Annotated in this window: 22 protein-coding genes; 15 read left to right on the top strand and 7 right to left on the bottom strand. The window is 44.2% G+C overall.

Features of this window, described 5'->3' with window-relative positions:
* Positions 1–112 precede the first annotated feature (112 nt).
* The 4 genes from ACTD55_RS02595 to ACTD55_RS02580 all read left to right on the top strand — a co-directional run bounded on the left by ACTD55_RS02595 (position 113) and on the right by ACTD55_RS02580 (position 4693).
* Positions 113–1486 (top strand): hypothetical protein, encoded by a 1374-nt coding sequence (locus ACTD55_RS02595; RefSeq protein WP_438862743.1) that lies wholly within the window; start codon positions 113–115, stop codon positions 1484–1486.
* Positions 1487–1908: 422 nt separating this feature from the next.
* Positions 1909–3279, top strand: a complete 1371-nt coding sequence (locus tag ACTD55_RS02590; RefSeq protein ID WP_438862742.1) for a hypothetical protein — start codon at positions 1909–1911, stop codon at positions 3277–3279.
* A 338-nt stretch (positions 3280–3617) separates the two neighbouring features.
* The gene (locus ACTD55_RS02585) at positions 3618–4010 is read left to right on the top strand and encodes an MbcA/ParS/Xre antitoxin family protein (protein WP_438862741.1); all 393 of its coding nucleotides are present in this window, start codon (positions 3618–3620) and stop codon (positions 4008–4010) included.
* A complete protein-coding gene (locus ACTD55_RS02580) occupies positions 4010–4693 on the top strand; it encodes an RES family NAD+ phosphorylase (RefSeq protein ID WP_438862740.1) in 684 nt (227 codons plus the stop codon). The genes ACTD55_RS02585 and ACTD55_RS02580 overlap by 1 nt, the downstream gene beginning before the upstream one ends.
* Positions 4694–5003: 310 nt before the next feature.
* Here ACTD55_RS02580 and ACTD55_RS02575 read toward each other — a convergent pair whose 3' ends face one another.
* Positions 5004–5447, bottom strand: a complete 444-nt coding sequence (locus tag ACTD55_RS02575; RefSeq protein ID WP_438862739.1) for an acyl-CoA thioesterase — start codon at positions 5445–5447, stop codon at positions 5004–5006.
* A 1-nt stretch (position 5448) separates the two neighbouring features.
* Entirely contained in the window at positions 5449–6345 is an 897-nt protein-coding gene (gene oxyR, locus ACTD55_RS02570; RefSeq protein WP_438862738.1) for a DNA-binding transcriptional regulator OxyR, read from the bottom strand.
* Positions 6346–6560: 215 nt separating this feature from the next.
* Between oxyR and ndk the strand changes: the two genes are divergently transcribed.
* The 10 genes from ndk (at position 6561) to ACTD55_RS02520 (ending at position 17492) form a co-directional block, all read left to right on the top strand.
* Positions 6561–6992 (top strand): nucleoside-diphosphate kinase, encoded by a 432-nt coding sequence (ndk, locus tag ACTD55_RS02565; RefSeq protein ID WP_438862737.1) that lies wholly within the window; start codon positions 6561–6563, stop codon positions 6990–6992.
* A 101-nt stretch (positions 6993–7093) separates the two neighbouring features.
* Positions 7094–8218: a bifunctional tRNA (adenosine(37)-C2)-methyltransferase TrmG/ribosomal RNA large subunit methyltransferase RlmN gene (locus ACTD55_RS02560; protein WP_438862736.1), complete on the top strand. Its 1125-nt coding sequence runs from the start codon at positions 7094–7096 to the stop codon at positions 8216–8218.
* Positions 8219–8243: 25 nt separating this feature from the next.
* Entirely contained in the window at positions 8244–9305 is a 1062-nt protein-coding gene (gene pilW / locus ACTD55_RS02555; RefSeq protein ID WP_438862735.1) for a type IV pilus biogenesis/stability protein PilW, read from the top strand.
* Positions 9292–10311 (top strand): RodZ domain-containing protein, encoded by a 1020-nt coding sequence (locus ACTD55_RS02550; protein WP_438862734.1) that lies wholly within the window; start codon positions 9292–9294, stop codon positions 10309–10311. The genes pilW and ACTD55_RS02550 overlap by 14 nt, the downstream gene beginning before the upstream one ends.
* 2 nt (positions 10312–10313) lie before the next feature.
* Entirely contained in the window at positions 10314–11432 is a 1119-nt protein-coding gene (gene ispG, locus ACTD55_RS02545; protein WP_438862733.1) for a flavodoxin-dependent (E)-4-hydroxy-3-methylbut-2-enyl-diphosphate synthase, read from the top strand.
* Between the two features lie 53 nt (positions 11433–11485).
* The gene (gene hisS / locus ACTD55_RS02540; protein ID WP_438862732.1) at positions 11486–12760 is read left to right on the top strand and encodes a histidine--tRNA ligase; all 1275 of its coding nucleotides are present in this window, start codon (positions 11486–11488) and stop codon (positions 12758–12760) included.
* 9 nt (positions 12761–12769) lie between these two features.
* On the top strand, positions 12770–13390 hold the full coding sequence (locus tag ACTD55_RS02535) for a YfgM family protein (RefSeq protein WP_438862731.1): 621 nt from the start codon (positions 12770–12772) through the stop codon (positions 13388–13390).
* The gene (bamB, locus tag ACTD55_RS02530) at positions 13383–14624 is read left to right on the top strand and encodes an outer membrane protein assembly factor BamB (RefSeq protein WP_438862730.1); all 1242 of its coding nucleotides are present in this window, start codon (positions 13383–13385) and stop codon (positions 14622–14624) included. Before ACTD55_RS02535 ends, bamB begins: the two co-directional genes overlap by 8 nt.
* A 72-nt stretch (positions 14625–14696) precedes the next feature.
* Positions 14697–16157 carry a ribosome biogenesis GTPase Der gene (gene der, locus ACTD55_RS02525; RefSeq protein WP_438862729.1) on the top strand — a complete coding sequence of 487 codons (1461 nt, stop codon included), beginning with the start codon at positions 14697–14699 and terminating at the stop codon, positions 16155–16157.
* 198 nt (positions 16158–16355) lie between these two features.
* Positions 16356–17492, top strand: coding sequence for a SixA phosphatase family protein (locus tag ACTD55_RS02520; RefSeq protein ID WP_438862728.1), 1137 nt, complete (start codon positions 16356–16358; stop codon positions 17490–17492).
* A 12-nt stretch (positions 17493–17504) separates the two neighbouring features.
* Here ACTD55_RS02520 and ACTD55_RS02515 read toward each other — a convergent pair whose 3' ends face one another.
* Genes ACTD55_RS02515 through ACTD55_RS02495 form a run of 5 tightly spaced genes read right to left on the bottom strand, consistent with a single transcriptional unit; the run spans position 17505 to position 22145 of the window.
* Complete coding sequence (locus tag ACTD55_RS02515; RefSeq protein ID WP_438862727.1) at positions 17505–18236, bottom strand: sulfite exporter TauE/SafE family protein; 732 nt, start codon at positions 18234–18236, stop codon at positions 17505–17507.
* A complete protein-coding gene (locus ACTD55_RS02510; protein WP_438862726.1) occupies positions 18236–19027 on the bottom strand; it encodes an SDR family NAD(P)-dependent oxidoreductase in 792 nt (263 codons plus the stop codon). The genes ACTD55_RS02515 and ACTD55_RS02510 overlap by 1 nt, the downstream gene beginning before the upstream one ends.
* Positions 19024–19956, bottom strand: coding sequence for an SDR family oxidoreductase (locus tag ACTD55_RS02505; RefSeq protein WP_438862725.1), 933 nt, complete (start codon positions 19954–19956; stop codon positions 19024–19026). The genes ACTD55_RS02510 and ACTD55_RS02505 overlap by 4 nt, the downstream gene beginning before the upstream one ends.
* 1 nt (position 19957) lies before the next feature.
* Entirely contained in the window at positions 19958–20827 is an 870-nt protein-coding gene (locus ACTD55_RS02500; protein ID WP_438862724.1) for a bile acid:sodium symporter family protein, read from the bottom strand.
* Position 20828: 1 nt separating this feature from the next.
* Complete coding sequence (locus ACTD55_RS02495) at positions 20829–22145, bottom strand: flavin-containing monooxygenase (protein WP_438862723.1); 1317 nt, start codon at positions 22143–22145, stop codon at positions 20829–20831.
* Between the two features lie 93 nt (positions 22146–22238).
* On the opposite strand from ACTD55_RS02495, the gene ACTD55_RS02490 reads away from it, so the two are divergent.
* Complete coding sequence (locus ACTD55_RS02490; RefSeq protein ID WP_438862722.1) at positions 22239–23237, top strand: AraC family transcriptional regulator; 999 nt, start codon at positions 22239–22241, stop codon at positions 23235–23237.
* Positions 23238–23264: the final 27 nt, after the last annotated feature.

The following is a 23264-nucleotide window of genomic DNA, read 5'->3' as shown; positions in this document are numbered from 1 at the left end:
GATTAATCTTCACGTGGAGGATAATGCCGTCATATTTATTTCTGAAAAGTAAATTTCAATATTAGAAAAGTTGTATGCTACGCATTCAAAATAGAACATTGGAGGTTAACTAATGACAACGGTTTCAAAAGAGGAACTTTTACGTAAAGGTGACTTAGTTATTCATTGTGTGGATGTTGAAATTTTTCAGACTGAAAGTGACGGCTTGCGACTGAAAGGTCACGGTAGTATTAAGGTCAATAAAGTCGGTACTCTTTATTTAGAATTCATCAGTGTTGAAGCCGACAAAGTTCCACGAGCCTTTTTCGCAGAGCGTATACCAAAAGATTCATTGGATGAAAAGGAGATACTGCATCTGAAAGCTAAATCAATCAATGGCGATATGTATGAATCCCAAGGTTTTTCAATAGAAGTAAATTTTAATACAAACAACCAGCCAACCCTCCTATACGTGTTTCTCTCATCCTTAACATGCCGATCTCAGACTAAGGATTACGAGCCATTCGATAATCAATATTTATACTTTGAATTTTCAGAGAGATTTGACATCCCTGCAAACAAATCAAACTCGGAAACTTCTACTCTAGGGAATGAATCTCATACATGGAACCAAACACTCATTAATGTTGAAAATTTTAATGTGTCTATGGTTAAACATAAAACCTACACTGAAGTCAGAGTGGAAGGCCAATTTGACATAGCCGAAGTTAAAACTTGTTTACTGTTCTATATTGGCTTTACCAGTGCATCAATGCCGCAACTGGTTTTAACGGTTGAACGTGATGGGAAGAGTAAAACTGAAATTATATCTAGCGTTAGAAATTCTCAAAAATTACAGAGTTCAACAAGTCCGATTGCTTCGAATGTATCAACCACCAAAGGTGATAGACAGCAATACCACTACAATCTTTTTTCAAACATTTTGGCGCTATACAGGTCTCAACGCGGTCGATTTGATAGCATCTACTCTCAATGGGAGCGTGTTTGGTATGCATTTCAATCACAAAACAGCATACTGATGCTTACACTTTCAGTCGGGATAGAGGGACTTCTGAACGATATCTACATACCTCGAATCAAGAAGAAAAATGACAACTCTGCACTTAAGGCACAAATTCGAAAAATAAATAAAGAAATTAAAAAACTTGAGCTGACTAAGGGACAAAAGGAAAGGTTGTGCAATAGTGTTGGGTATTGGGGCAATGTGACTGCACTGAATGCGTTGGATCATCTAATCGAACACAATGTAATCACAAAAGAGGACAAAGATCGTTGGAAAGAATTGAGAAACGAGAGTGCTCATCCTAGGGTTAAAGTTGACAGTTTGAGCTGTGAAATTGAAGAAAGAGAAAAGGTCCTCTCATGCCTTAATACTTTCCATAAGTTAATTCTAAACACATTAAGCTACTCTGGACCTGTTGCACTCCTCAATGGGAATAAAGACCATGATCTTATAGAGGTTATCTTTCAAAATATCCTTGATTGATTTTTTAAAGAGGGGAACATTTTCTTATCCGTATCAACTGACAAAAGCACAAAAATTCACGTAAATATTAAAGGTAAGGAAACTCAAAGTTGCGTTTTTGTGCAATTATTATCCTAGCGGTTATGTCCACAATTCGCTCATTCCGGTAGGTGCCATAAGGAGAGCATCAGAAACCTGCGGCTGAACGATCACTTTGTACGTAAAGCCGCCGTTGGGCGCATTGATAGAAAAGCGCAAAAGGAGACATACGAGGGCAGCCAAAATTAGGCAACAAATCCAGTTGCGAATGTTTTTAGATTTCTGCATACAATCACTGACAGGGAAGCCATTAATACTCGCCGAACAAAAACATACCTATTAACATCACCGCCGTATCTTTTTGATGCGTATGTTTGCTTTTTAAGCTTCAAAAAATAGAGTGAATGAACACAATTGATATGAATCTGTCACAACCAAATAAATTAATCGAAGAAGCTGTGAATGAGTTTGCTCGTTTCAAAGAGACTGTTGATATAGTTGAGTTGTTTAAGACCAAGGAAGCTCTTTACGAGCCTTCTATTCCAGATCCTATCAAAGGTGGTTCTGTATTTTGCGGTAAAAAAGCTTTTTCTTACATCGAAGCGTTAGCGCTTCATGTTGTTGAAAAAGACGGGTTGGAACGTTCGATATATAAAAGAGACGCGATAGAGGAATCGAGGCGGTTATTCGGAAAAGCGATATTTGATAACAGTTTTGTGGTTGAAGATGGGGATGATTTTGTAGATAAGCTAAGCCAAAAGATTGCTAGTGAACTGAGAAACTTTACAATCTATATTCCTTGTCATGTGGCTCACGGCTGTATTGAGCCGGAAACCCTTCAAATTGGCAATCTACGATTAATCAATAGGTTGTATTTCAAACAAATAACGAGCGGCTTGGGCGAAGACGAAGAAGAGGACTTCCTTAGAAAAATGTGGGTAGATGTCCTTGAGAGATATCAGCGCTTTTTTTGGTTCATGGAAGTGCCAATATTAGGAGTATACAACCTTAATTTGGCAAAGGAGATAGCATCTGTGTTAGCTCAACATGCCATCAATCTCATGCATCTTGTGATCTCATCCTCGCATTCTGACAAAATGATGGTTGGCTATGATATTCCAGCCGAACTTCATAATCACCTTCTTTATAAAACGAATAATGGCGACTTCTCTTATGAGCACAGTGGGGGAGCAAAAGGCAACGTTGGGCTTCCAAAAAAGTTTACCGATATTTTTGAGAGTGAGAGGCCAAAAGAGCTGCTGAATGTGCTGGGGCATTGTCTCAATCTTGAACTCGATCTTAAAAATGACTATCCAATGGTTCGCCGGTTGTTGGAAGCAACCTATTGGTATGGTGATGCAGTAAGAGAAACAAATCGGTCCGTCAAAATTGTTAAATTTGCTAGTGCGCTTGAAAGATTGCTAATTTTTGGTGAGACCAGAGGATATACGCAAATCATCCCTAAACGGGCGGCCTCTTTGATGAAAAATGTCTGGGCTATGCCCGACGATGAGATAAGAAAGTACATGGATACGATAAAGAAAGGATATGACTTAAGATCAAAAATACTGCATGGCTCCATTTCTCCTATATCGCCAAAGATTGATTTTTCCGTGTATCATTTTGAACATGTATGTAGTTTAACGCTTGAAGCGTTTATTCATAATCTTGGTTCTTACCTTACAGATCAACAAGATGAGAAGGTACTTAGAGATTGGATAAAGTCGTTGGTTCTACAGTTTTTTCCTATTAAGAATAAATCGGATGGAGCGTAAAATTATTTGTTGGCTGGCCCTTGACCTCTCACTTACCGCTTTTTGTCTATTGGTGACCGTAAAGGCACTCCGTAGGTCAGCACCGTACGTGAAGCGGACAATCTAAGTGCTTAAAGACACCTTAACACTGTGATGATTCAGAAGCCTGCAAGACACCGAAAATACCTTTTAAAGAATTGGATAATCCAGAATCCTTTGTCGCCCTGTCCTATTAGACATGTTGACTAGCGTTGATAATATTATCTCTACAATGATTCCATATGGAATTTATTTGAATTTTACATTCTGTATAGAATTAGTTACAATGAGTACATGGTCAGTCACACGTTAGGTGTTTTATGAAAGCACAAGCTTCAACAACAGACAAAGGGCAGTTTGCCCATGTTGCTAGTGCAATTCACAAATTGTTTGAAAAGTGGCAGTTAAATCAAAAGCAGCGTATGCAGCTGCTTGGCTTTACATCGACATCCATGCTGCACAGATTTGAAAATGAGCCTGAGAAGGTATCTGTGCGCCCTGATTTGGAAACGCGATTAGGTTTACTACTGAATATTCATCAAGCCTTGAGAATGCTTTTTAGCAACCCTGATAACGTGTATGGGTATCTGTCTATGGACAATAACAATGCCCCTTTTAACGGTCAGAAACCAATTGAGATAGCCTGTCGCGACTTTATGGGCTTAGTTCGCGTACATGACACCCTTGATGGAATGCGAGGAGGATTGTGGTAGTGCGCTGGCACCGATTGATTAACAGCAAATACCCTACGATTGATATTTTTGACGATATTGCTTCGCCAGAAGCCTTTGACGCGATTTACGCTATGCAAGCGAAGGTAAACCCACGCTTAAGGCTACTCAATACAGGGGAAGGTGCGATCAGTACCAGCGAAATACCCATGGGCGCTCAGCAAGTGCACTCAGCCATTGCGCCATTTGTGCATATACCTGTGACGCCCTCTCGATTTAGCGCAGGCGGATACGGTGTGCTTTACGGTGCAAGCACTGTCCATGCTGGATTAGATGAAGTGCGTCACCATATTTTGAAGCACCTGTCTCAAGTGGATGGCTTTGCCTTTGAAAACATTCAGCTAAGGGAATATGTGTTTAATTACACTGCCCCGTTAGAAGATGCAACGGGTGTGGAAGAATATCACCTGCCAGATGACTACAGCGCCCCACAAGCGTTTGGCGCAAATATGTGGGCGGCTACACGCGACAAGGTGAGTAAAGGACTGACAAAGAAAGATACAGTCGGTGCAAAGTATCGATCGGTGCGAAGTGCCAATGCAGAGTGTATTGCGCTGTTCTCGCCAAAATTCATTGAAGGCATGAAGCAATCGCGTCACTACGATATGAACTACGATCCTAAAACTAAAACGCTCTCGCCAGCGAATGAGATTAAGGTCGCTTGATGTTACTAATCATGCCAAGTACGTTATAAAAAATATAAAAAGCGATGATTCAGTTGATTGGGAACGTAAAGAAAAGCGAATATAACAATGCAAGCAAAGGATACGCGCTAAAACGCTACTCTTCTCGCAGCTTTGAACTTCCGCTTTTTGTCTGTAGCAGACTATCACTGATGAGCGAACCCATGTCCGCTATTCGCTCTTAGCTGCCTGTCAGGTTAAATCTTAATTTTTATAACTAATCTGATTTTTGTGGCATTTGAACTTTTGTTTTACCCTGAGCTTGTCGAAGGGCAGCCGAGTGGATTTTTAATCACTCCTGCGTTATCACCGCTTTGCTATACACATCAATAAATTCTGCGGGTAGGCGTTTTATTTTGCCGGTGGAGATTTCAATACATACTAGATGCCATCTGGCGGTTAAAATGACTTTATGATCAGACTGGCGGATTACGTAAAACTCGCGAGTCATTTTTGAACCGGCTGAATGGCTTAACCAGGTGCCGAAAATCAGTTTGTCATTCAGTACTGCGGGGGCGAGATAATGGTATTCGGCCTGCCGCACCGCCATGCCGCGATTAAGTGTCTGGTAATCTTTAATTCCCAAGCCTAATGTTTGTGAATGATCCCATGCAGCCTGTTCACACCACTTGACGTAACTACCATTATTGGCGTGGTTCAAACCGTCAATCTCGTTTGCGCTCACTTCGATTAGACATTGATGGATTGGCTCAACTGGCCATCTTAACGTTGTCATTCTAAACCGCCTCCTTAACCGAGTTGCGGATTGAAGTTGCAATGGCGCGAATACTTTCCATCCTCGAGTAATTGGGTCTGATGACTAATGATATTTTTCGCACCGGTTGCGGCTGTTTAAACGGGATATAGCGGATATTGTTGGTGGCAGTCACATTGAGTGTGGCTAGCTTGGGTAACAGGGTAATACCGCGGCTACTGGCTACCATATGACGCAAGGTTTCCAGACTGGTAGCCTGAAAGCGATGATCTTCATTGGCTCCGGCCGTAAAACAGTAATCCATGGCTTGATCACGTAAACAATGCCCATCTTCCAGCGTGAGAATTTTTTGCCCTTCCAATACGCTGATAGCAACGTGTTTATGTTCTGCGAGCGGGTGACTGGGATGTACCGCCAGTAAGAGAGGCTCGTCAAACAGATCATAGCGTTCAAACTTTTCCATTTCATCCAGCCACGGTAATACCAATAGATCCAGTTTGCCGCTGTTTAGCTCTTGGAGCAGCACTTCGGTCTTATTTTCATGCAAATAAAAGTTGATGCGTGGAAGTTGGTTATTCAGATTTTCCACAATTAATGGCAATAGGTAAGGCGCCAACGTCGGAATAAGGCCAATATGCATATCCCCGGCGAGCGGGTCGAGCAAGGTTCGAGCGGATTCCTCAAATTCTTTGGCTGCTTGTAACACTTTTCGTGCGTCTTTTATCAACTGTTCACCCGCTGGTGTGAGCATGACGTTGCGGCGATGTCGCTCAATCAATTGCAAGCCAAGCTGTTCTTCCAGCTTCATTAGTTGTCCACTTAAGGTGGGTTGACTGACATGACAGGCTTCAGCCGCTTTACCAAAGTGCTTGTAACGGACAATGGCGTCGAGATATTCCAGTTCGCGCAGTTTTATCATAGGAAAATTCTATCAAATTGGTCTTTATGATAAGTAATATTTCGATAATAGGCTGACAAAACCGCTCTTTGCAAGTAGATTCCGGCAAGAATGAGACTGTTGAATGAATATTTAGTGAACATTGGCAATATCGCCTGGAAAAATTAGTTATTTGTTGGCTTTTTACGTATAATCCGCGCGAAATTTTTATGTACCCTATTTTTTGGAGTTTTACCATGGCGTTAGAACGCACTTTTTCAATTATCAAGCCAGATGCCGTTGCCAAGAACGTGATTGGCGCTATCTACAATCGTTTTGAGTCAGCGGGCTTACGCATTGTTGCATCTAAAATGTTGCACCTTAGCCAAGAGCAAGCGGAAGGTTTCTATGCCGAGCATAAAGAGCGTCCTTTCTTTGCTGCATTAGTTAGCTTTATGACTTCTGGCCCGGTAATGGTACAGGTATTAGAAGGCGAAAATGCGGTATTAAAAAACCGTGAAATTATGGGCGCAACTAACCCAGCTGACGCTTTAGCCGGCACATTACGCGCGGACTATGCGAATTCAATTGATGAAAATGCGGTTCACGGCTCTGATGCACCAGAATCGGCAGCTCGTGAAATTGCTTATTTTTTCTCTGATGAAGAAGTGTGCTCACGTACTCGTTAAGATTACCTAAGCAGTATACAAAAGGGGCTGCGGCCCCTTTTTATTTATTGATGTAAAGGCGTACAATACGCATCGTTATAGTTAATTAATTTGAGAGTCTCATGTCAGAATCCAAAGTAAATCTGTTGAATTTTAACCGGCAGGGAATGCGCAACTATTTTGCCTCTATTGGTGAAAAGCCGTTTCGTGCAGATCAGCTGATGAAATGGATTTATCACCATGGTTGTGATGACTTTGAGCAAATGAGCAATCTGAATAAGAATTTGCGGGCTAAATTAATCGCTAATTGTGAAATTCGCGCCCCGGAAATATCAGTCCAGCAACAGGCTAGCGACGGCACGATTAAATTCGCCTTACGACTTGATGGCGGCCAGGAAGTGGAAACTGTCTGGATCCCGGATGGCGATAGGGCTACGCTGTGCGTGTCTTCACAGGTGGGATGTGCATTGGAATGTACATTCTGTTCTACAGCCCAGCAGGGTTTTAACCGTAATTTATCGGTCGCTGAAATTATCGGTCAAGTATGGCGAGTCGCCACCACTATTGGTCTGTCCAATGACAGTAAAAAGCGACCTATTACCAATGTGGTAATGATGGGTATGGGCGAGCCATTATTAAACTTGAAAAACGTGGTGCCAGCCATGGATTTAATGATGGATGATTTTGCCTTTAGTTTATCCAAACGCCGCGTGACGTTAAGTACTTCAGGGGTCGTGCCGGCATTAGATATGTTAGGTGACCAAATCGATGTGGCATTGGCCATCTCGTTACACGCGCCAACCAATGAGTTGCGCGATGAGATTGTCCCGGTCAATAAAAAGTATCCTATTGAAGAATTTTTAGCCGGTGTCAGACGCTATTTGGCCAAGTCAAATGCCAATCAAGGCAAAGTAACGGTTGAGTACGTTATGCTTAACGGAATTAACGATAGTACCGATCAAGCTCATCAATTAGCTAAAGTTTTGCGTGAAACGCCAAGCAAAATAAATTTAATTCCATTTAATCCTTATCCCGGTTCACCTTATACCTGTTCGAGTAATTCACGCATCGACAGATTCGCTAAAGTCCTTATGGAGTATGGCTTTACGGTCGTTGTCCGTCGAACTCGTGGCGACGATATTGACGCCGCATGTGGCCAATTAGTCGGTGATGTGGTGGACAGAACGAAACGAATGTTGAAAAAACAGATGAAGGGAGAGGCAATTTCAGTAAAAATGGCACATTAAAATAACATTTGGATGTCCAAGACCTATGCGTAAGTTTTTAATCATCAATGTTTTATGTGTGTTATGTGCCTGTTCCAGTCAACCGACTCAAACAGAATTACAACAGCAGCAGGGCTTCGATCCGGTCGAAGCCGCCAAAACCCGAATTTCTTTGGGCTTGACCTATCTTAAAAATGATAACTATAAACAGGCCAAGTTTAATTTGGATAAAGCTTTACAGTTCGCTCCAGAGCTGGCAGATGTTCATTTAGGGTTGGGCTATTATTATCAGCATGTTGGAGACAACCTGCTTGCTAACAAATCCTATCAAACCGCGATTAATCTTAAGCCTAATGATGCCAATATTGCCAATAGTTATGGCGCATTTTTATGTCAGACTGGCGACTATCCGAGGGCTAAAAAATATTTCTTGCAGGCTATCGCTAGTCCCAATTATATTCGCGCGGCAGAAACCTATGAAAATCTGGCCTTGTGCAGTCAAAATGAAGGGTTGCGTGAGGAATCAATTCGATATTTAGAGCAAGCGTTGCAACATGATCCACGGCGCTCTAAAAGTATGGTGATGTTGATTCAACTGCTAATTGAAGATAAAAACTGGGTCAAGGCTAAACAACGTTTAATGACTTTTGAAAAAGCCGGTACGGTGTCGGCTGATACTATCTGGTTTTGGGTACAAATTGAAAAAGGACTGGGGCAGGAAGAGCGTTCACAAGCCTATGGGCAAATGTTGATACAAATGTATCCAACCCATCCGAACACTAAAAAGTTTCTGGCCATGCTTAAGCAACAGTCAACTCCAGTTCGAGAGCCAAAGCCTTTTACCGATGTGATTGAGCAGCAATCGCAAACACAGCCTGAGCCGGCTGTTGGTCAGTCGATTGCTGATGAGAGCGAGAGTATTAATAAATCAGAACCTACAGCAGAAGATGAGGGAGCTAAATATCATACGGTGAAAGCCGGTGAAAACCTTTATCGCATCTCACTAAAATACAATGTGCGGATGGCAAAATTGCTGGAGTGGAACCATTTAACAGATGCCGGAGCCATTTATTCCGGTATGAAATTGCGCGTTAATGCGCCTAAGTAGCGAAGAAGTGTCGGTAATGAGTGAAGAACAACAAGTAGAGCAACCCGTTATTCAGGGTCCAGGACAACTATTACAAGCAGCGCGTAAGGCGATGAATCTCAGTGCAGAGCAAGTCGCTCAGCGTCTGAACCTGCGTGAATATATGATTAATGATCTGGAAAGCGATAATTATGACACCACTATTTCGTTAACTTTTACCAAAGGCTATCTAAAAAGTTATGCAAAGTTGGTCAAAGTATCAGAACAACAGGTATTGGAAGCCTTTGATCAAATTAATCGGGCTAGTAAAGAGCCAGCCAAACTACAGAGCTTTTCTCGCCGCGTAGCACGTCAGGCTAGCGATGACCGCCTAATGATGGTGACTTATGTTATTTTAGCCATTTTAATCGCATTATCGGTAATGTGGTGGTTACAACAATCCGGTGAAGACGAGCTTACCGAGCGTACTTATCCGAATACCCAAACCGAAAAGAACCTGCAAAAAGATAGCGTGGCCAATCAAGTCGAACCAGCTAATAACACCAGTGACGCTGTGCAATCTGCAGTGAATGATGATGCATTGGTTGAACCATCAGCGCTAGAGCAAGATAGTCCTGACTCGTCAGACGACTCGGTTACAGACACAGTCGTTAACGATAATGCTGTTGATAATGTGTCCGAGTCAGCTGATTTGGCAAATGAAAGTCTGGAGCAACAGTCAAATGAATCGGTTGTTGATCAGGTCGCAGAGGACGTCACGCCAACGCAAGATTTGGCCGACCCGGTAGAACTGGTTTTTGAATTTTCTGAAGACTGCTGGATTAATATTATTGATGCAACAGGTGAGGCTATCGCTTACGGAATTAAAGTCTCCGGACGGGTCATGCCGGTCACCGGTATACCGCCGTTTCAAGTTACTGTTGCGGTACCGGAGTCAGTAAAAGTGTCGTATGCGGGTGAACAGTTTGATATGTCGCAATTTCCGGCCGGTCGTACCGCCAGATTTACCCTGCCTTTACAGGAATAGTCATGTTTGCAGAATCTCCAATAAAACGTCGTAAATCCACTCGCATTAACGTGGGGAACGTGCCAATTGGTGATGGTGCACCAATCGCGGTGCAATCCATGACCAATACACTCACTACCGATGTGGCTGCCACGGTCGCGCAAATTAAGCGTATTCAAGCCGTTGGAGGCGAAATAGTAAGGGTTTCTGTTCCCACTATGGATGCGGCGGAAGCCTTTAAGCTCATCAAGCAGCAAGTGGATATACCGTTAATTGCCGATATTCATTTTGATTACCGTATTGCCTTAAAAGTTGCTGAATACGGGGTGGACTGTTTACGTATTAATCCCGGAAACATTGGTAATCTTGAGCGGATTAAGTCGGTAGTCGACTGTGCTCGGGATAAAAACATCCCGATTCGTATTGGGGTTAACGGTGGCTCACTGGAGCGGGATTTACAGGAAAAATATGGTGAACCCACGCCGGAGGCGCTAATGGAATCAGCCATGCGGCATGTGGACATTCTGGATAAGCTCAATTTTGACCAGTTTAAAGTCAGTGTGAAAGCCTCTGACGTGTTTTTGGCCGTAGGCGCCTATCGATTATTAGCCCAAAAAATTGATCAGCCACTGCATTTGGGGATCACCGAAGCCGGAGGCTTGCGTGCCGGTGCAGTGAAAAGCTCAGTTGGATTAGGCATGCTACTGGCCGAAGGTATTGGCGATACGATTCGTATCTCCTTAGCGGCTGATCCGGTGGAAGAAATTAAAGTCGGCTTTGATATTCTAAAGTCGTTACGTATTCGTTCCCGTGGGATCAACTTTATCGCTTGCCCAAGCTGCTCACGCCAGGAGTTTGATGTAATCAATACGGTGAATCAGCTGGAACAACGTTTAGAAGATGTATTAACGCCGATGGATGTATCTATTATTGGCTGTGTCGTCAACGGGCCGGGCGAGGCCGAAGTGTCGGATCTAGGGTTAACCGGTGCTCGTAATATGAGTGGTTATTACGTGGATGGACAACGGCAGAAAGAGCGTTTAAGCAATGATGATTTAGTTGAGCAATTAGAAAAACGCATTCGTGCCAAAGCCGCTAAGCTGGATGAGCAAAACCAGATTGCAATCAACACTATTGATTAATCGCTAATGAGTATATAATCCTGCGCTTTAAAATTTTCAAAGATGGATAGTGAGTGAGTAAGCAAATTCAGGCCATTCGGGGGATGAATGATTGCCTGCCAAGCCAGTCTGGCGTATGGCAATATCTAGAGTCAGCGCTTCGTGAATTGGTGGCCCAATATGGCTATCAGGAAATTCGTATGCCGATCGTGGAAAGTACCGATTTGTTTAAACGGTCTATCGGTGAAGTGACGGACATCGTTGAAAAAGAAATGTATACCTTTGATGATCGTAACGGTGACAGTTTGACGTTGCGGCCAGAAGGTACCGCCAGTTGTGTTCGTGCCGGTAATCAGCACGGTTTGCTTTACAATCAGCAGCAGCGTCTATGGTATATGGGGCCGATGTTTCGTCATGAACGTCCACAAAAAGGCCGTTACCGTCAATTTCATCAGTTCGGTGTCGAAGTCTTTGGTCTCAACGGCCCTGATATTGATGCTGAAATCATTATGCTGACGGCCCGTTTATGGAAAAAGCTGGGATTGGCGGAACATGTTACCCTTGAATTAAATTCTCTGGGCTCCAATCAGGCGCGTGCCAAATATAAAGAAGCCTTGGTCGTTTATTTAACTGAACGCCAGGAGCAGCTCGATGAAGACAGCAAAAAACGTCTGCATGCCAATCCGTTAAGGGTATTGGACAGTAAAAAACCGGATGTACAAAAGGCGATTAGCGATGCACCGAGTTTATTGGATTATTTGGATGAAGAATCTGATCAACATTTTTCTGCATTGTGTGAACGATTAGATCAATTAGGCATCCAATACCGGGTTAATTCTCGTTTAGTACGTGGATTAGATTACTATAATCGTACTGTTTTTGAGTGGGTGACTGACAGTTTAGGCGCTCAGGGAACGGTTTGTGCCGGTGGCCGTTATGACGGCTTAGTTGAGCAGTTAGGTGGTAAAGCGACTCCCGGTGTCGGTTTTGCAATGGGCTTAGAACGTTTAGTATTAATGCTCGAAGCACTCAACTTAACTGATGCAGTGGCTGCACCCGTGGATATTTATGTGACTGCGATGGGCGATTTAGCCGAGAGTTATGCCATGCAAGTGGCAGAACAGTTGCGAGATCAGTTAGAGGGTTACCGTATAATGACCCATTGTGGTGGCGGTAATTTTAAAAAACAAATGAAACGTGCCGATGCCAGTGGCGCTGAGTTTGCCTTGCTAATCGGTGAAGATGAAGCGGCATCCAAGCAATTAACATTGAAATATTTGCGCGAAGATAAACAACAAATCAGGGTTACCACAGACGAATTTGTTTCGCTGTTGGCCAATAAGAAGTAAGAGGAAAAAATGGAATCATTCAGCACAGAAGAACAACAAGTAGAAGCAATTAAACGATTCTGGAAAGAAAATGGCACTGCCATTATTTTAGGTGCCGTTATTGGTTTAGGCGGCCTGTGGGGATGGCGTCATTATAACGAGCAACAAATTGCCGAGCGTGAAGCAGCGTCCAGTCAATATGAACAATTAATGGGCGAGTTGGAAAGCGGTGATAAAGGCTTTACCCAGGCAGCTGAGTTTATTAAACAGAATCCGGATAACAGCTATGCGCTGTTAACTGCATTACAACTAGCCAAAAAAGCGGTTGATAGTAAAGATTATGCTGAAGCCGAAAAACAGTTGCAGTGGGCGACCGGGCATGCTGAAAACGCGGCCATTAAAGGCACCGTGCAAATACGTTTAGCCCGAGTACAGTTGCAACTTGAAAAATTCGATGATGCGTTAGCTACCTTGGCGGGTATTGAGCTCCCAGCGTTTGCGGCAACGGCCGATGAAGTAAAAGGTGATGTGTTGGTTAAACAGGGCAAAATCGATCAAGCTCGCGCAGCTTACAGCCAGTCTTTGGAACTGAATGCTAACAATCCGCTGTTACAATTGAAGTTGGATAATCTGGCAGCCGCAAGTGAGTAAGGGGATCGCCGTGAGACGGATTGTATTAGCAGTAGTTTTATTGGCGACTTTGGGTGGCTGTACCACTATTTCCAATTGGTTTGCTGATGAAGAAGAACTAAAAATTCGTCAGTTAAAGCCGATTAAAGCGCTGTTTGAACCTAAAGTGGTTTGGCAGCATGAAGTGGGAGATGGAGTGAGTGATTATTTCTCCCGTTTAACGCCTGTAGTGGGGTACGGCAAGGTTTTTGCCGCTAATCGTCATGGGTTAGTCAAAGCTTTTGAAAAACAAAGTGGCAAACAGTTGTGGGAAAAGAACCTGTCTGAATTCAAAGATGATGGCATGTTTTCCGGTGTCACTAAGTTGTGGAACGATGGCGAATCGGCCCGGATTGCGGGTGGCTTGGTAGTCGCCTACGAAAAAGTCTTTATGGGCACTGAAAACGGATCGGTTATCGCCTTAGACGAAAAAACCGGTGATGTGGTTTGGCAAGTTCATGTTAACGGCGAAGTCATTGCTTCTCCTGCTGTGGATACGGGCTTAGTGGTGGTCAATACCACCGCCGGGATCATGTTTGCATTAGATGCCGAAAACGGTGAAGAAAAATGGCGTTACGAATCTGAAGTCCCCCCATTGTCATTGCGCGGTGTGTCGACACCAACCTTGGCTGGTGGTGGCGCAATCGTCGGTACCGCAATGGGTAAATTAGCGGTGGTTTTAGCCGAATCCGGGCAAGTGGCCTGGGAACAAGTCATCGCGTCGCCAACCGGTTCAACCGAACTGGATCGGATTGCAGATATTGATGTACAACCGTTGATATTAGGTGGTATCGCTTATGTGGTCTCTTTTGATGGTACCTTGGCTGCCGTAGAATTACGCAGTGGCCGGATTATCTGGAAACGTGAGTATAAGTCCTACCGCAATATTGTTATTGAGGGTAATTCATTATTCGTAGTGGATAATGACAGTGTCGTTTATGCACTGGATCGTCGAACTGGTGTGGAGTTATGGAGTCAGGGCGGATTGCGCTCTCGGTTGCTAACTGGCGCAGCTCCAGTTTCATCTTATCTGGCGATAGGTGATAAATATGGTTTTGTGCACTGGCTTAATCAAGCTGATGGCAACATTGTTGCACGCATAGATTTAGGCGATGATGATGAAGATGAAAGCATTTACACCACCCCGGTAGTAGATGGCCGAATCATCTATACTCAAACCCGTGGTGGCGATATATTTGCGGTAGAAACACCTTAATATAGCCGTATAAAGTATGTTATTTGACGGCTCGAAGTTTGCTCCGAGCCGTTTTTGTTTTTGGGAAAAGTTATGTTACCTGTAGTTGCTCTGGTTGGTCGCCCTAATGTGGGTAAATCGACATTATTTAATCGTCTGACGCGTAGCCGAGACGCACTGGTAGCGGATTTTCCGGGACTGACTCGTGATCGTAAATACGGTCAGGCCAAGTATGAAGGCTTGCAGTTTATCGTAGTTGATACCGGCGGTATTAGCGGTGACGAAGAAGGCATCGACGCTAAAATGGCCGGACAATCATTAATGGCCATTGATGAAGCCGACGTGGTGTTATTCTTGGTAGATGCGCGCGCGGGGATTACCGTGTCGGATCAAGCGATTGCCAATCATTTGCGTCAGCAAAACAAACAAGTTTTTCTGGTCGCCAATAAAGTTGATGGGATTGACGGTGACAGCGAAAGTGCTGAGTTTTATGCGCTGGCATTAGGTGATGTGTATCAAATCGCAGCGGCTCACGGACGGGGTGTATTGCAATTACTACAATCCTGTTTAGCGCCATTGGCTGATGAATTTCCGGATATGCAGGTTGTAGAAGAGCCCGATACGCTGGATGAACAAGATGCCGAAAAGCAGCTTGAGCGTTTGCAAGCATCACCGATTAAATTGGCCATTGTGGGTAAACCCAATGTGGGTAAATCAACCTTAACGAACCGAATTTTAGGTGAAGACAGGGTGGTTGTATTTGATCAACCCGGTACTACTCGCGACAGTATTTATATTCCGATGGAGCGGGATGAACGAGAATATATTCTGATTGATACCGCAGGAGTAAGGCGCCGCCGAAATGTGTCAGAAGCGGTAGAAAAATTCTCGATTATCAAAACCTTACAAGCAATCGAAGAAGCCAATGTGGTGTTGCTGGTGATTGATGCCCGTGAGGGGGTCACTGATCAGGATTTGAGCCTATTAGGCTTTGTGCTTAATGCCGGACGCTCGTTGGTATTGGCCGTGAATAAATGGGATGGTCTGGATAAGGATGTTAAAGATGATGTAAAGCGCGAGTTGGATCGACGACTTGGCTTTATTGATTTTGCCCGCTTACATTTTATTTCTGCTTTACATGGTACCGGTGTCGGACATTTGTTCGAGTCGGTACAAGAAGCCTACGCCTCTGCCACTAATCGAGCCGGTACTGCAATGTTAACCCGAATTATGGAAATGGCTCAGGCTGATCACCAGCCGCCAATGGTGCGTGGACGTCGGGTTAAAATGAAATATGCTCATGCTGGTGGTTATAACCCGCCGGTTATTGTTATCCACGGTAATCAAGTCAAAGACTTATCAGATTCGTATAAACGCTTTTTAATGAACTATTATCGTCGTTCCCTGAAAACCATGGGCACACCGATAAAAATTGAATTCCGTGAAGGGGCGAATCCTTTTGAAGGGAAGAAAAACGAAATGAGTTTAACTCAAATTCGTAATCGCCGGCGTTTAATGAGCCACCATAAAAAGAAATTTGGCGGACGTTCATAAGTTAAAAAAGGGCATTTATGCCCTTTTTAAATGGCGGTGTATAGCAGGTACCACCGGACTATAAATTGCAGTGCCTTGTTGTTAAATCAGAAAAGCGCGTGATCAAAGAGGTGGCTTATCCAGCCCACCGTTTATATAGGTTTACCAAAACTGATTATTCCATTAAGATTTTCCTTCGGGAAATCATGAGGGATGAACATGCGACTATTTATCAGTCTGTTTTGTATTATGGTGTTTAATGTTGCTAGCGCCGCTGATTTCACCCTGTATTTCACCCGCCATGCTGAAAAACTTGAATCTGCAACATCCGATCCGGCCCTGAGTCCAAAAGGGCTAAAACGGGCAAAAAACCTCGCCAAGTTCTTGCAAGACAAGAATATTAAAGCCGTTTATAGCACCGACTACAAACGTACAGAACAAACGGCTAAACCTACCGCCGAGCAATTTGAATTGCCGATAATTGTGTACAAGGCTAATGAACTGCCGACGGTGGCAGCGATGCTTAATGAACAGCAGCAAAACGCATTAATCGTCGGACACAGTAATACCACACCAATGCTGGTCCATTTGTCCGGTGGGGAAGCACAAAGTATCGACGAATCCCGTTATGGTGATGTTTATGCGGTGACATATAGCCAACAGGGGCCGAGTACTGAAAAGCTGATGATTGAACCTCAGACTGCTATTAATGTTACGCCATTACCGTTTGAACATGAAAAATTGACCAGTGGTAAAACCAAATTCCGTATCATGCAGCAAGGTCAGGAAGCCGGTTATGCCATTCAGGATTTAATTGTTAAAAAGGAGCAGGTTGAGATAACGGAAATCAACATGCTGGAACAGCAAAATATTAATACTATTGTAAAAGTATGGGCCGATGCCGATACGCTTAAGCCGCTGCAAATGCGCATGAGCGGTGCGATCAATAAACCGGTGGATATTCAACTTAACTTTGCCGATAACCATGTTACCGGCCATTCGGATATGGCCCGTCGACCTTTTCATCAGCAGGGTAAACTGACCATCGATCGTTGGTTACCGGCATTCAGTTATGAACGTGCAAGTGTACTGGGAGTGATTCAGGCAATTAATTACTCCAACAAACCACTGTATTTTAACTGGTTCAATGGTCAGGATGAAGAAGTCAAAGTGATCTCAGTACAGAAAACTGGAGAGGCACAAATTACTGTCCCCGCCGGTCAATATGATTGTGATGTGGTATCCGTTACCGGAGGGGCACCGTCGTTAATTTATTATATTAGTAAAGCGGATTCCAGTGTGGTTAAGATCCACATCCCGGCACTTAACCGGGAATATGAAAAAGTTGAAATCTGATTTACCAGAAGTTCAACCGATAAGGTTAATGATGGACGTTACCGTAAGCAGTAAACCCACGAGTAGCAATAAGCCAAACACTAAACGTAAAAATACTCCTTCCTGAACCTTGTGATGCAATGCATTACCGAGCAGGGCACCAATTAATACACAGGGTGCCAGCATGAGTAAGCGTTCCAATTGATTGCTTAACTCACCATGCCAGATAAACCAGCCAGTCAGCAAACCATTTAAGCTTAACCAGACACACAGTAAGGTGGCGCGAAATTCCACTTTGCCTAACTGGCTGCGTGCCAGAGCATAAACCAGTAATGGTCCCCCTGAGGCGAATAATCCATGGGTAATGCCGGCGGCAGTCATGGTTAAATTACGTTTTTTCTCATTTAACGGTGGTGGGGTTTTACGTAATAAGGCGCGGGCAGAAAACCAGATAATTAATATTGCAAATAGCAGTTTTGCCAATGCAGCAGGGATATATGGGGTCAGTAACACACCTATCAATGTGCCCAATACCATGCAAGGTAATACCCGAGTCAGTAATAATGTAAACTGAATATGTTGTCGATAACGATAAGTTAGCGGAGCGGTCATTAGAATATTCAGTGGAACCAATAGTGGCACCAATGTAGGTATATCCATTACCAATGCCCCCAGCGATAATGCCAGAACAATACTGCCAAAGCCGGTCATGGCTTCGATCCCGAAGGCAAAAATAATACAACAGCCAATCCAAATCCAAGCCATTAGTGTTCCTCAAATTCTGATGCAAAACGTTTACTCATCATACGGATATAGAGCGATGGCCAAAGGCGATAAAGCAAACTTGAAAAATAGGTAAACTTATCTGGAAATAACCGTTCGTCGCCACGATTAATCGCCTTGACAATTTGAGCCACCGTCCAATGACTAGAACGCATCTTACCCACTGTAGAACGAGCATGACGAGTACTTCCACCACTGCCGCTTAGGGCATTTTGTTCAATTGGGGTGTCCACGAAGCTCGGATAGACCATTAACACCTTGACACCTTGTGGGGTCATTTCAGCCCGAAAAGTCTCGAAATATTGATGCAGTGCCGATTTGGCGGCGCAATAACCGGCACGCGCTATAACAGGCATCCACCCCGCCATGGAGCTGATATTAACCACCTTCGTCTGGGCATCAATTAACAGTGGTAATAGCCCTTGAGTGAGTTGTACGGGGGCAAAATAGTCCACCCGCATGACTTTCTCAATAACCTGCTGCTTCGTTATCTTAGCTAATGAACGATGGGTTATTCCGGCATTATTGATTAGCAACGCAATATCGGGCGTTAAGGCGTTAATGTCTTGTATTAGTTGCTCAATTGCCTGTGAACTGGCCAGATCGCAGGCAAAATAACGACTATTGGCGGATATTTCGCCGCAGTATTGTTCCAGGCGGGGCAAATCGAGGTCAATTAAATATAACTGATGGCTGGAGGCTAACTGCCGTGCCATCTCAAGCCCCAGCCCAGATGCTGCACCGGTAATAATTGCAACGCGTTTATCGGTCATTCAATCAATCCCTGATGGCGAGCATAAAACTCAAAGACCTGTTCTGAAGTCATATTCGGTGTGAAACCAAATTGTTCTTTCAGAGCGGTATTATCCAGTACGGGGCGATAGCGCAGAAAATCAATTTGATCGGCACCGTAACGGGTCAGGCCGAGTTTATTACCGAGCCAAAGCGCTGCTTGCAGTAAACCGGCTGGCAAAGTCAGGTTGGACTTACCTAATGTACTCGCAATTTGTTGAATGCTCATGGCACCATCACCCGCCAGATTGTAAATACCACTTTTGCTAGTCAAAACACCCCGTTTAATTACTTCCACTACATCTTCATCCCAAATAAAGACAAAGGGGGATTTGCTGCCGCGTATCGCCAATAGTCGTTTTTTATGAAACAGGTTAGTGATTAGGTTGTTGGTATTTTTGCCCAAGATAGTGCCGGGACGCAGGATCAGTTGCGCAATTTGTGGGTGAGTCTGACTAAATTCAGCCAGCATTTCTTCCACCAAGCGTTTGTGATAACTGTAGGCAAAATGGTAATTACCCCGAATTTTATCCGTTTCCCGCAGCCATGGCGGATTATCGGCATAATAGCCGTAAGCAGCGCCACTACTGGTCACGGTAATATGTTGCACCGAGGACTGGGCGCAGGCGTCAAGTAAATTCCGGGTACCATTAACGTCAATATCAAAATCTCGTTGACGATCGTTGCCAGGTTGCACAATGGAGGCCAGGTGAACCACGTGACTAATGCGTTCTTGCTGGATCAACTCCGCCACGTCAGGGGAGCGAATATCCATTTTTTTATATTGGTAAGCCGTCGTATCGCTATCGACGATATCAATGCCATATACGTCAGCAAAATCTGTTAATAAGGCGCAAAGCTTTTGACCTAAATAGCCTTGGCTGCCGGTAATCAATACTTTCATACGCATATTATGCTTCCTGTTTTCTGTGCCAATACCAGGTTAGGCTCAGCCCACTGATTAGATGCCATATACCCCACGACGCAGCAATTATTGCCATACCGGATAATTGGCTGAAAAAAGTAAAAATAATCCCCAGCCCCAGCCCCGAGTTCTGAATACCTAACTCTAGGGTGACAGCGCGGGTATCTGGGGTATTTAGCCCCATAAAATATGAGGTTAAACGGCCAATCCCTAATGCCATCCCGTTATGCAGAATCACTACTGCCATAAAAATATTGGCGCCCGCCGAAAATTTTTGCCAATTCTGGCTAAGTGCCGCAATCACAAAGCCAATTAAGGTGAGCAACGAGATAATCTTAAAAGCACCTTGGCTGCGTTCGGCAAAACGGGGCGCATAGTAGGCGGTGATCAGCCCAAGCAATAAAGGCAAGGCCAAGACTAATAACACGATCATCAATACACTTTGGATTGGTACATGAATACTTTTTAGTAGCGCAGCGGTTTCAGGGTTTAAGCTGCTATACAATACAAAGTTAAACGGCGTCATCACTGCGGCAGCTAAACTGGATAGTGCAGTAATGCTTACCGATAATGCGGTGTTGCCCTTGCTCAAATAAGTCATGATGTTGGAAAAACTTCCCCCCGGACAACAACCTACCAGAATCACCCCTAGGGCAACTTCGGCCGGCAGTGGCAGCAGGATGGTTAACAACCAACTACTGGCGGGTAACAGAACAAATTGGGCTACGATGGCGGTCAATGGGGCTTTGGGTTGGCTAAAAACCCGTTTGAAGTCTTCAACTTTCAGGCTTAAGGCAATTCCGAACATCATCAGAGCCAGAATCAGATTAAGCGCGAGCAAACTCGAATCAGACATACTAATGACCTTGTTTGAGTTGTTGTTGGGCGTTTGCCAGAGCCGCTAAATAATCGCCTTTATGCACGTAATAGGCCATACGTTCGACATTCAAATAGTTCATGCCACCATCGATACGTTGATTGGCTAACTTTTTGACTGTTTGGGTAAACTTGTCGGCTACCGCTTTATTATTTTGTTGTGCCAAAATAAATTGGCTCACCAGTTTGGCCTGTTCATCGCGACCTTGCCAACCTAAGCCGGAAGCTTCCACCATCCCCATTACAAACAGGTTGTTGTGTTGTGGAGTAAAGATGTTCAGGTATAAACGTGGCGCATCGCCCTGCCAATTAAGATGTTGCGGCTCAATAAAGGGGTAGTGCAGCTTGTAACCGGTGGCTTCAAGGATTAAATCATAGTCACCCTGCTGACCATCGACGAACGTGGCACCATGTGCCGTCAATTTATCAATGGAAGGACGCACTTTAATATCACCATGGCCGATGTGATGTAAAAACATCGAATTGACCACCGGATGAGATTCATACATTTTGTAGTCAGGATCGGGTAAACCAAAACTACTGGGTTTGCCGGAAATTAGTCGCACTAACGTACCATCGACAATTTGCTTGAGTTTATTGGGTAATTTGATCTTGCCGCCGAGTGTATCGGTAGGCTTACCACCGACAAATTTGGGCAAAAAATAATAACCACGGCGTACTACCATATCCACCGATTTGGCACGGTGAACCGCATCGACTGCGATATCACAACCGCTATTACCACAGCCCACCAACAATACCCGTTTATCGGCAAATATATCGGCATGCCGGTATTCGCTACTATGGATCCGTTGACCCTCAAATTCACCGGCAAAGTCCGCCCGCTTAGGATGATGCAAAGTGCCATTGGCCAGCAATACACCGGCACATTCAATGGTTTCACTTTGTTCATTATGGCTAACGGTGACCTGCCAGATATCGCCTTTTGGCTCCAGTTTTTCGACTTTGGTATTAAAACGATAATGGCGATACAAATCGAAATGTTTGGCATAGTCCTGAAAATAGCGACGTAACTGGTCATGGCGAGGGTAAGTGGCGACATCGTCATCCATTGGAAAATCAGCGAACTCGGTCATTCGCTTGGACGAGATTAAATGAGCCGATTGGTACATGGTACTGGTGGGGCTATCGATGTCCCATAAACCACCTACATCGTGGTTGATCTCAAAACCGATAACCGGTAAACCCGCTTCCGCCAGGCGGCGAACGGTACAAAGTCCCATCGGGCCAGAACCAATGACTGCATAAGGTAACATCGACAATTTACTCAACTTCAAGTTTTTGTTAAGGCCATGTTAACCAATTTATTTTCGCTATGCTCTAGCCTGTTGGGACACAAACTAGTTAATATGGGACAAAGGAGGTCGTTTATGACCATGACAACCGTCACGCCCAGTTTCAGCAAAGCAATTTTAGGCCTATTGCCAGGCCTGGGAGTGCAATTGCCGCAATCCATTATTCAGCGGGTTAATCAGATCAACGCTGAGGAACGATTGCCCATGGTTGAGCAGGATAGGTTTTGGCAAGCTATCGAACAGCAATCGAAGGATCCACATATTGGGTTAACAATTGGTCGTGCGTTACAGCCGGCTAATTACGATATGGTGGGATTTTTATTGTTAAGCAGCCCTAATTTGGCCACGGCAGTAGAAGGTTTGGTGACCTACTCGGCATTAATTGGTGAAGGTGGAACGTTCCGCTATTCCAGTAGTGGCAGCATGCGTAAATTAAGTTATCAGGCCCAGTTTAATGTTGCCCGCCGTACCCGAATTGAGGCGATTTTATCCAGCGTGGTAGTTGGTGCCAGATGGCTGGTGGGGGACGAATTTGCGCCTCAGGAGGTGGGGTTTGAACATGCACAAGTCGGTGAATTACAGACTTATCAAGACATATTTGGCTGCGATAAAATTGTGTTCAATCAGTCTGATAATTATGTCAAATTATCCGAACAATATTGGCGTCAGCCGTTAACTAGCGGGAGTCAGGCGGTGCAACAGCATATGCATCGTTTGGCGCAGGAACAACTCAAACGTTTGCAACCACAAACCATAAAGGACCAAATCGTTGCATTATTGCAGCAACAACCACGTTTAAGTCGTACTCAAGTAGCGGCGGTGTTGGCGATAAGTGAACGTCATTTAAACCGCAAACTGGCAGATTATCAGACCTCTTTTCGAGCCATCGCTGAGCAGGTGCGTAAAAAACGTGCGATAGAGCTGTTAGCGGAACAACGCCATACCCAAGCGGATATTGCGGCATTATTAGGCTATTCCGATGACAGTGCTTTTGCTAAAGCATTCAAGCGTTGGATGGGGGTTGGAGTCAGGGAATATCGTCAACAACTATCCAATACTGAATTGAAAGCTTAGTAATTGTTTTTCCTTTAATTATTACCT

This window comes from Neptunicella sp. (assembly GCF_048268085.1).
In the GTDB taxonomy this organism is placed as follows: domain Bacteria; phylum Pseudomonadota; class Gammaproteobacteria; order Enterobacterales; family Alteromonadaceae; genus Neptunicella.
This window is presented reverse-complemented; position numbering and strand designations above follow the sequence as displayed.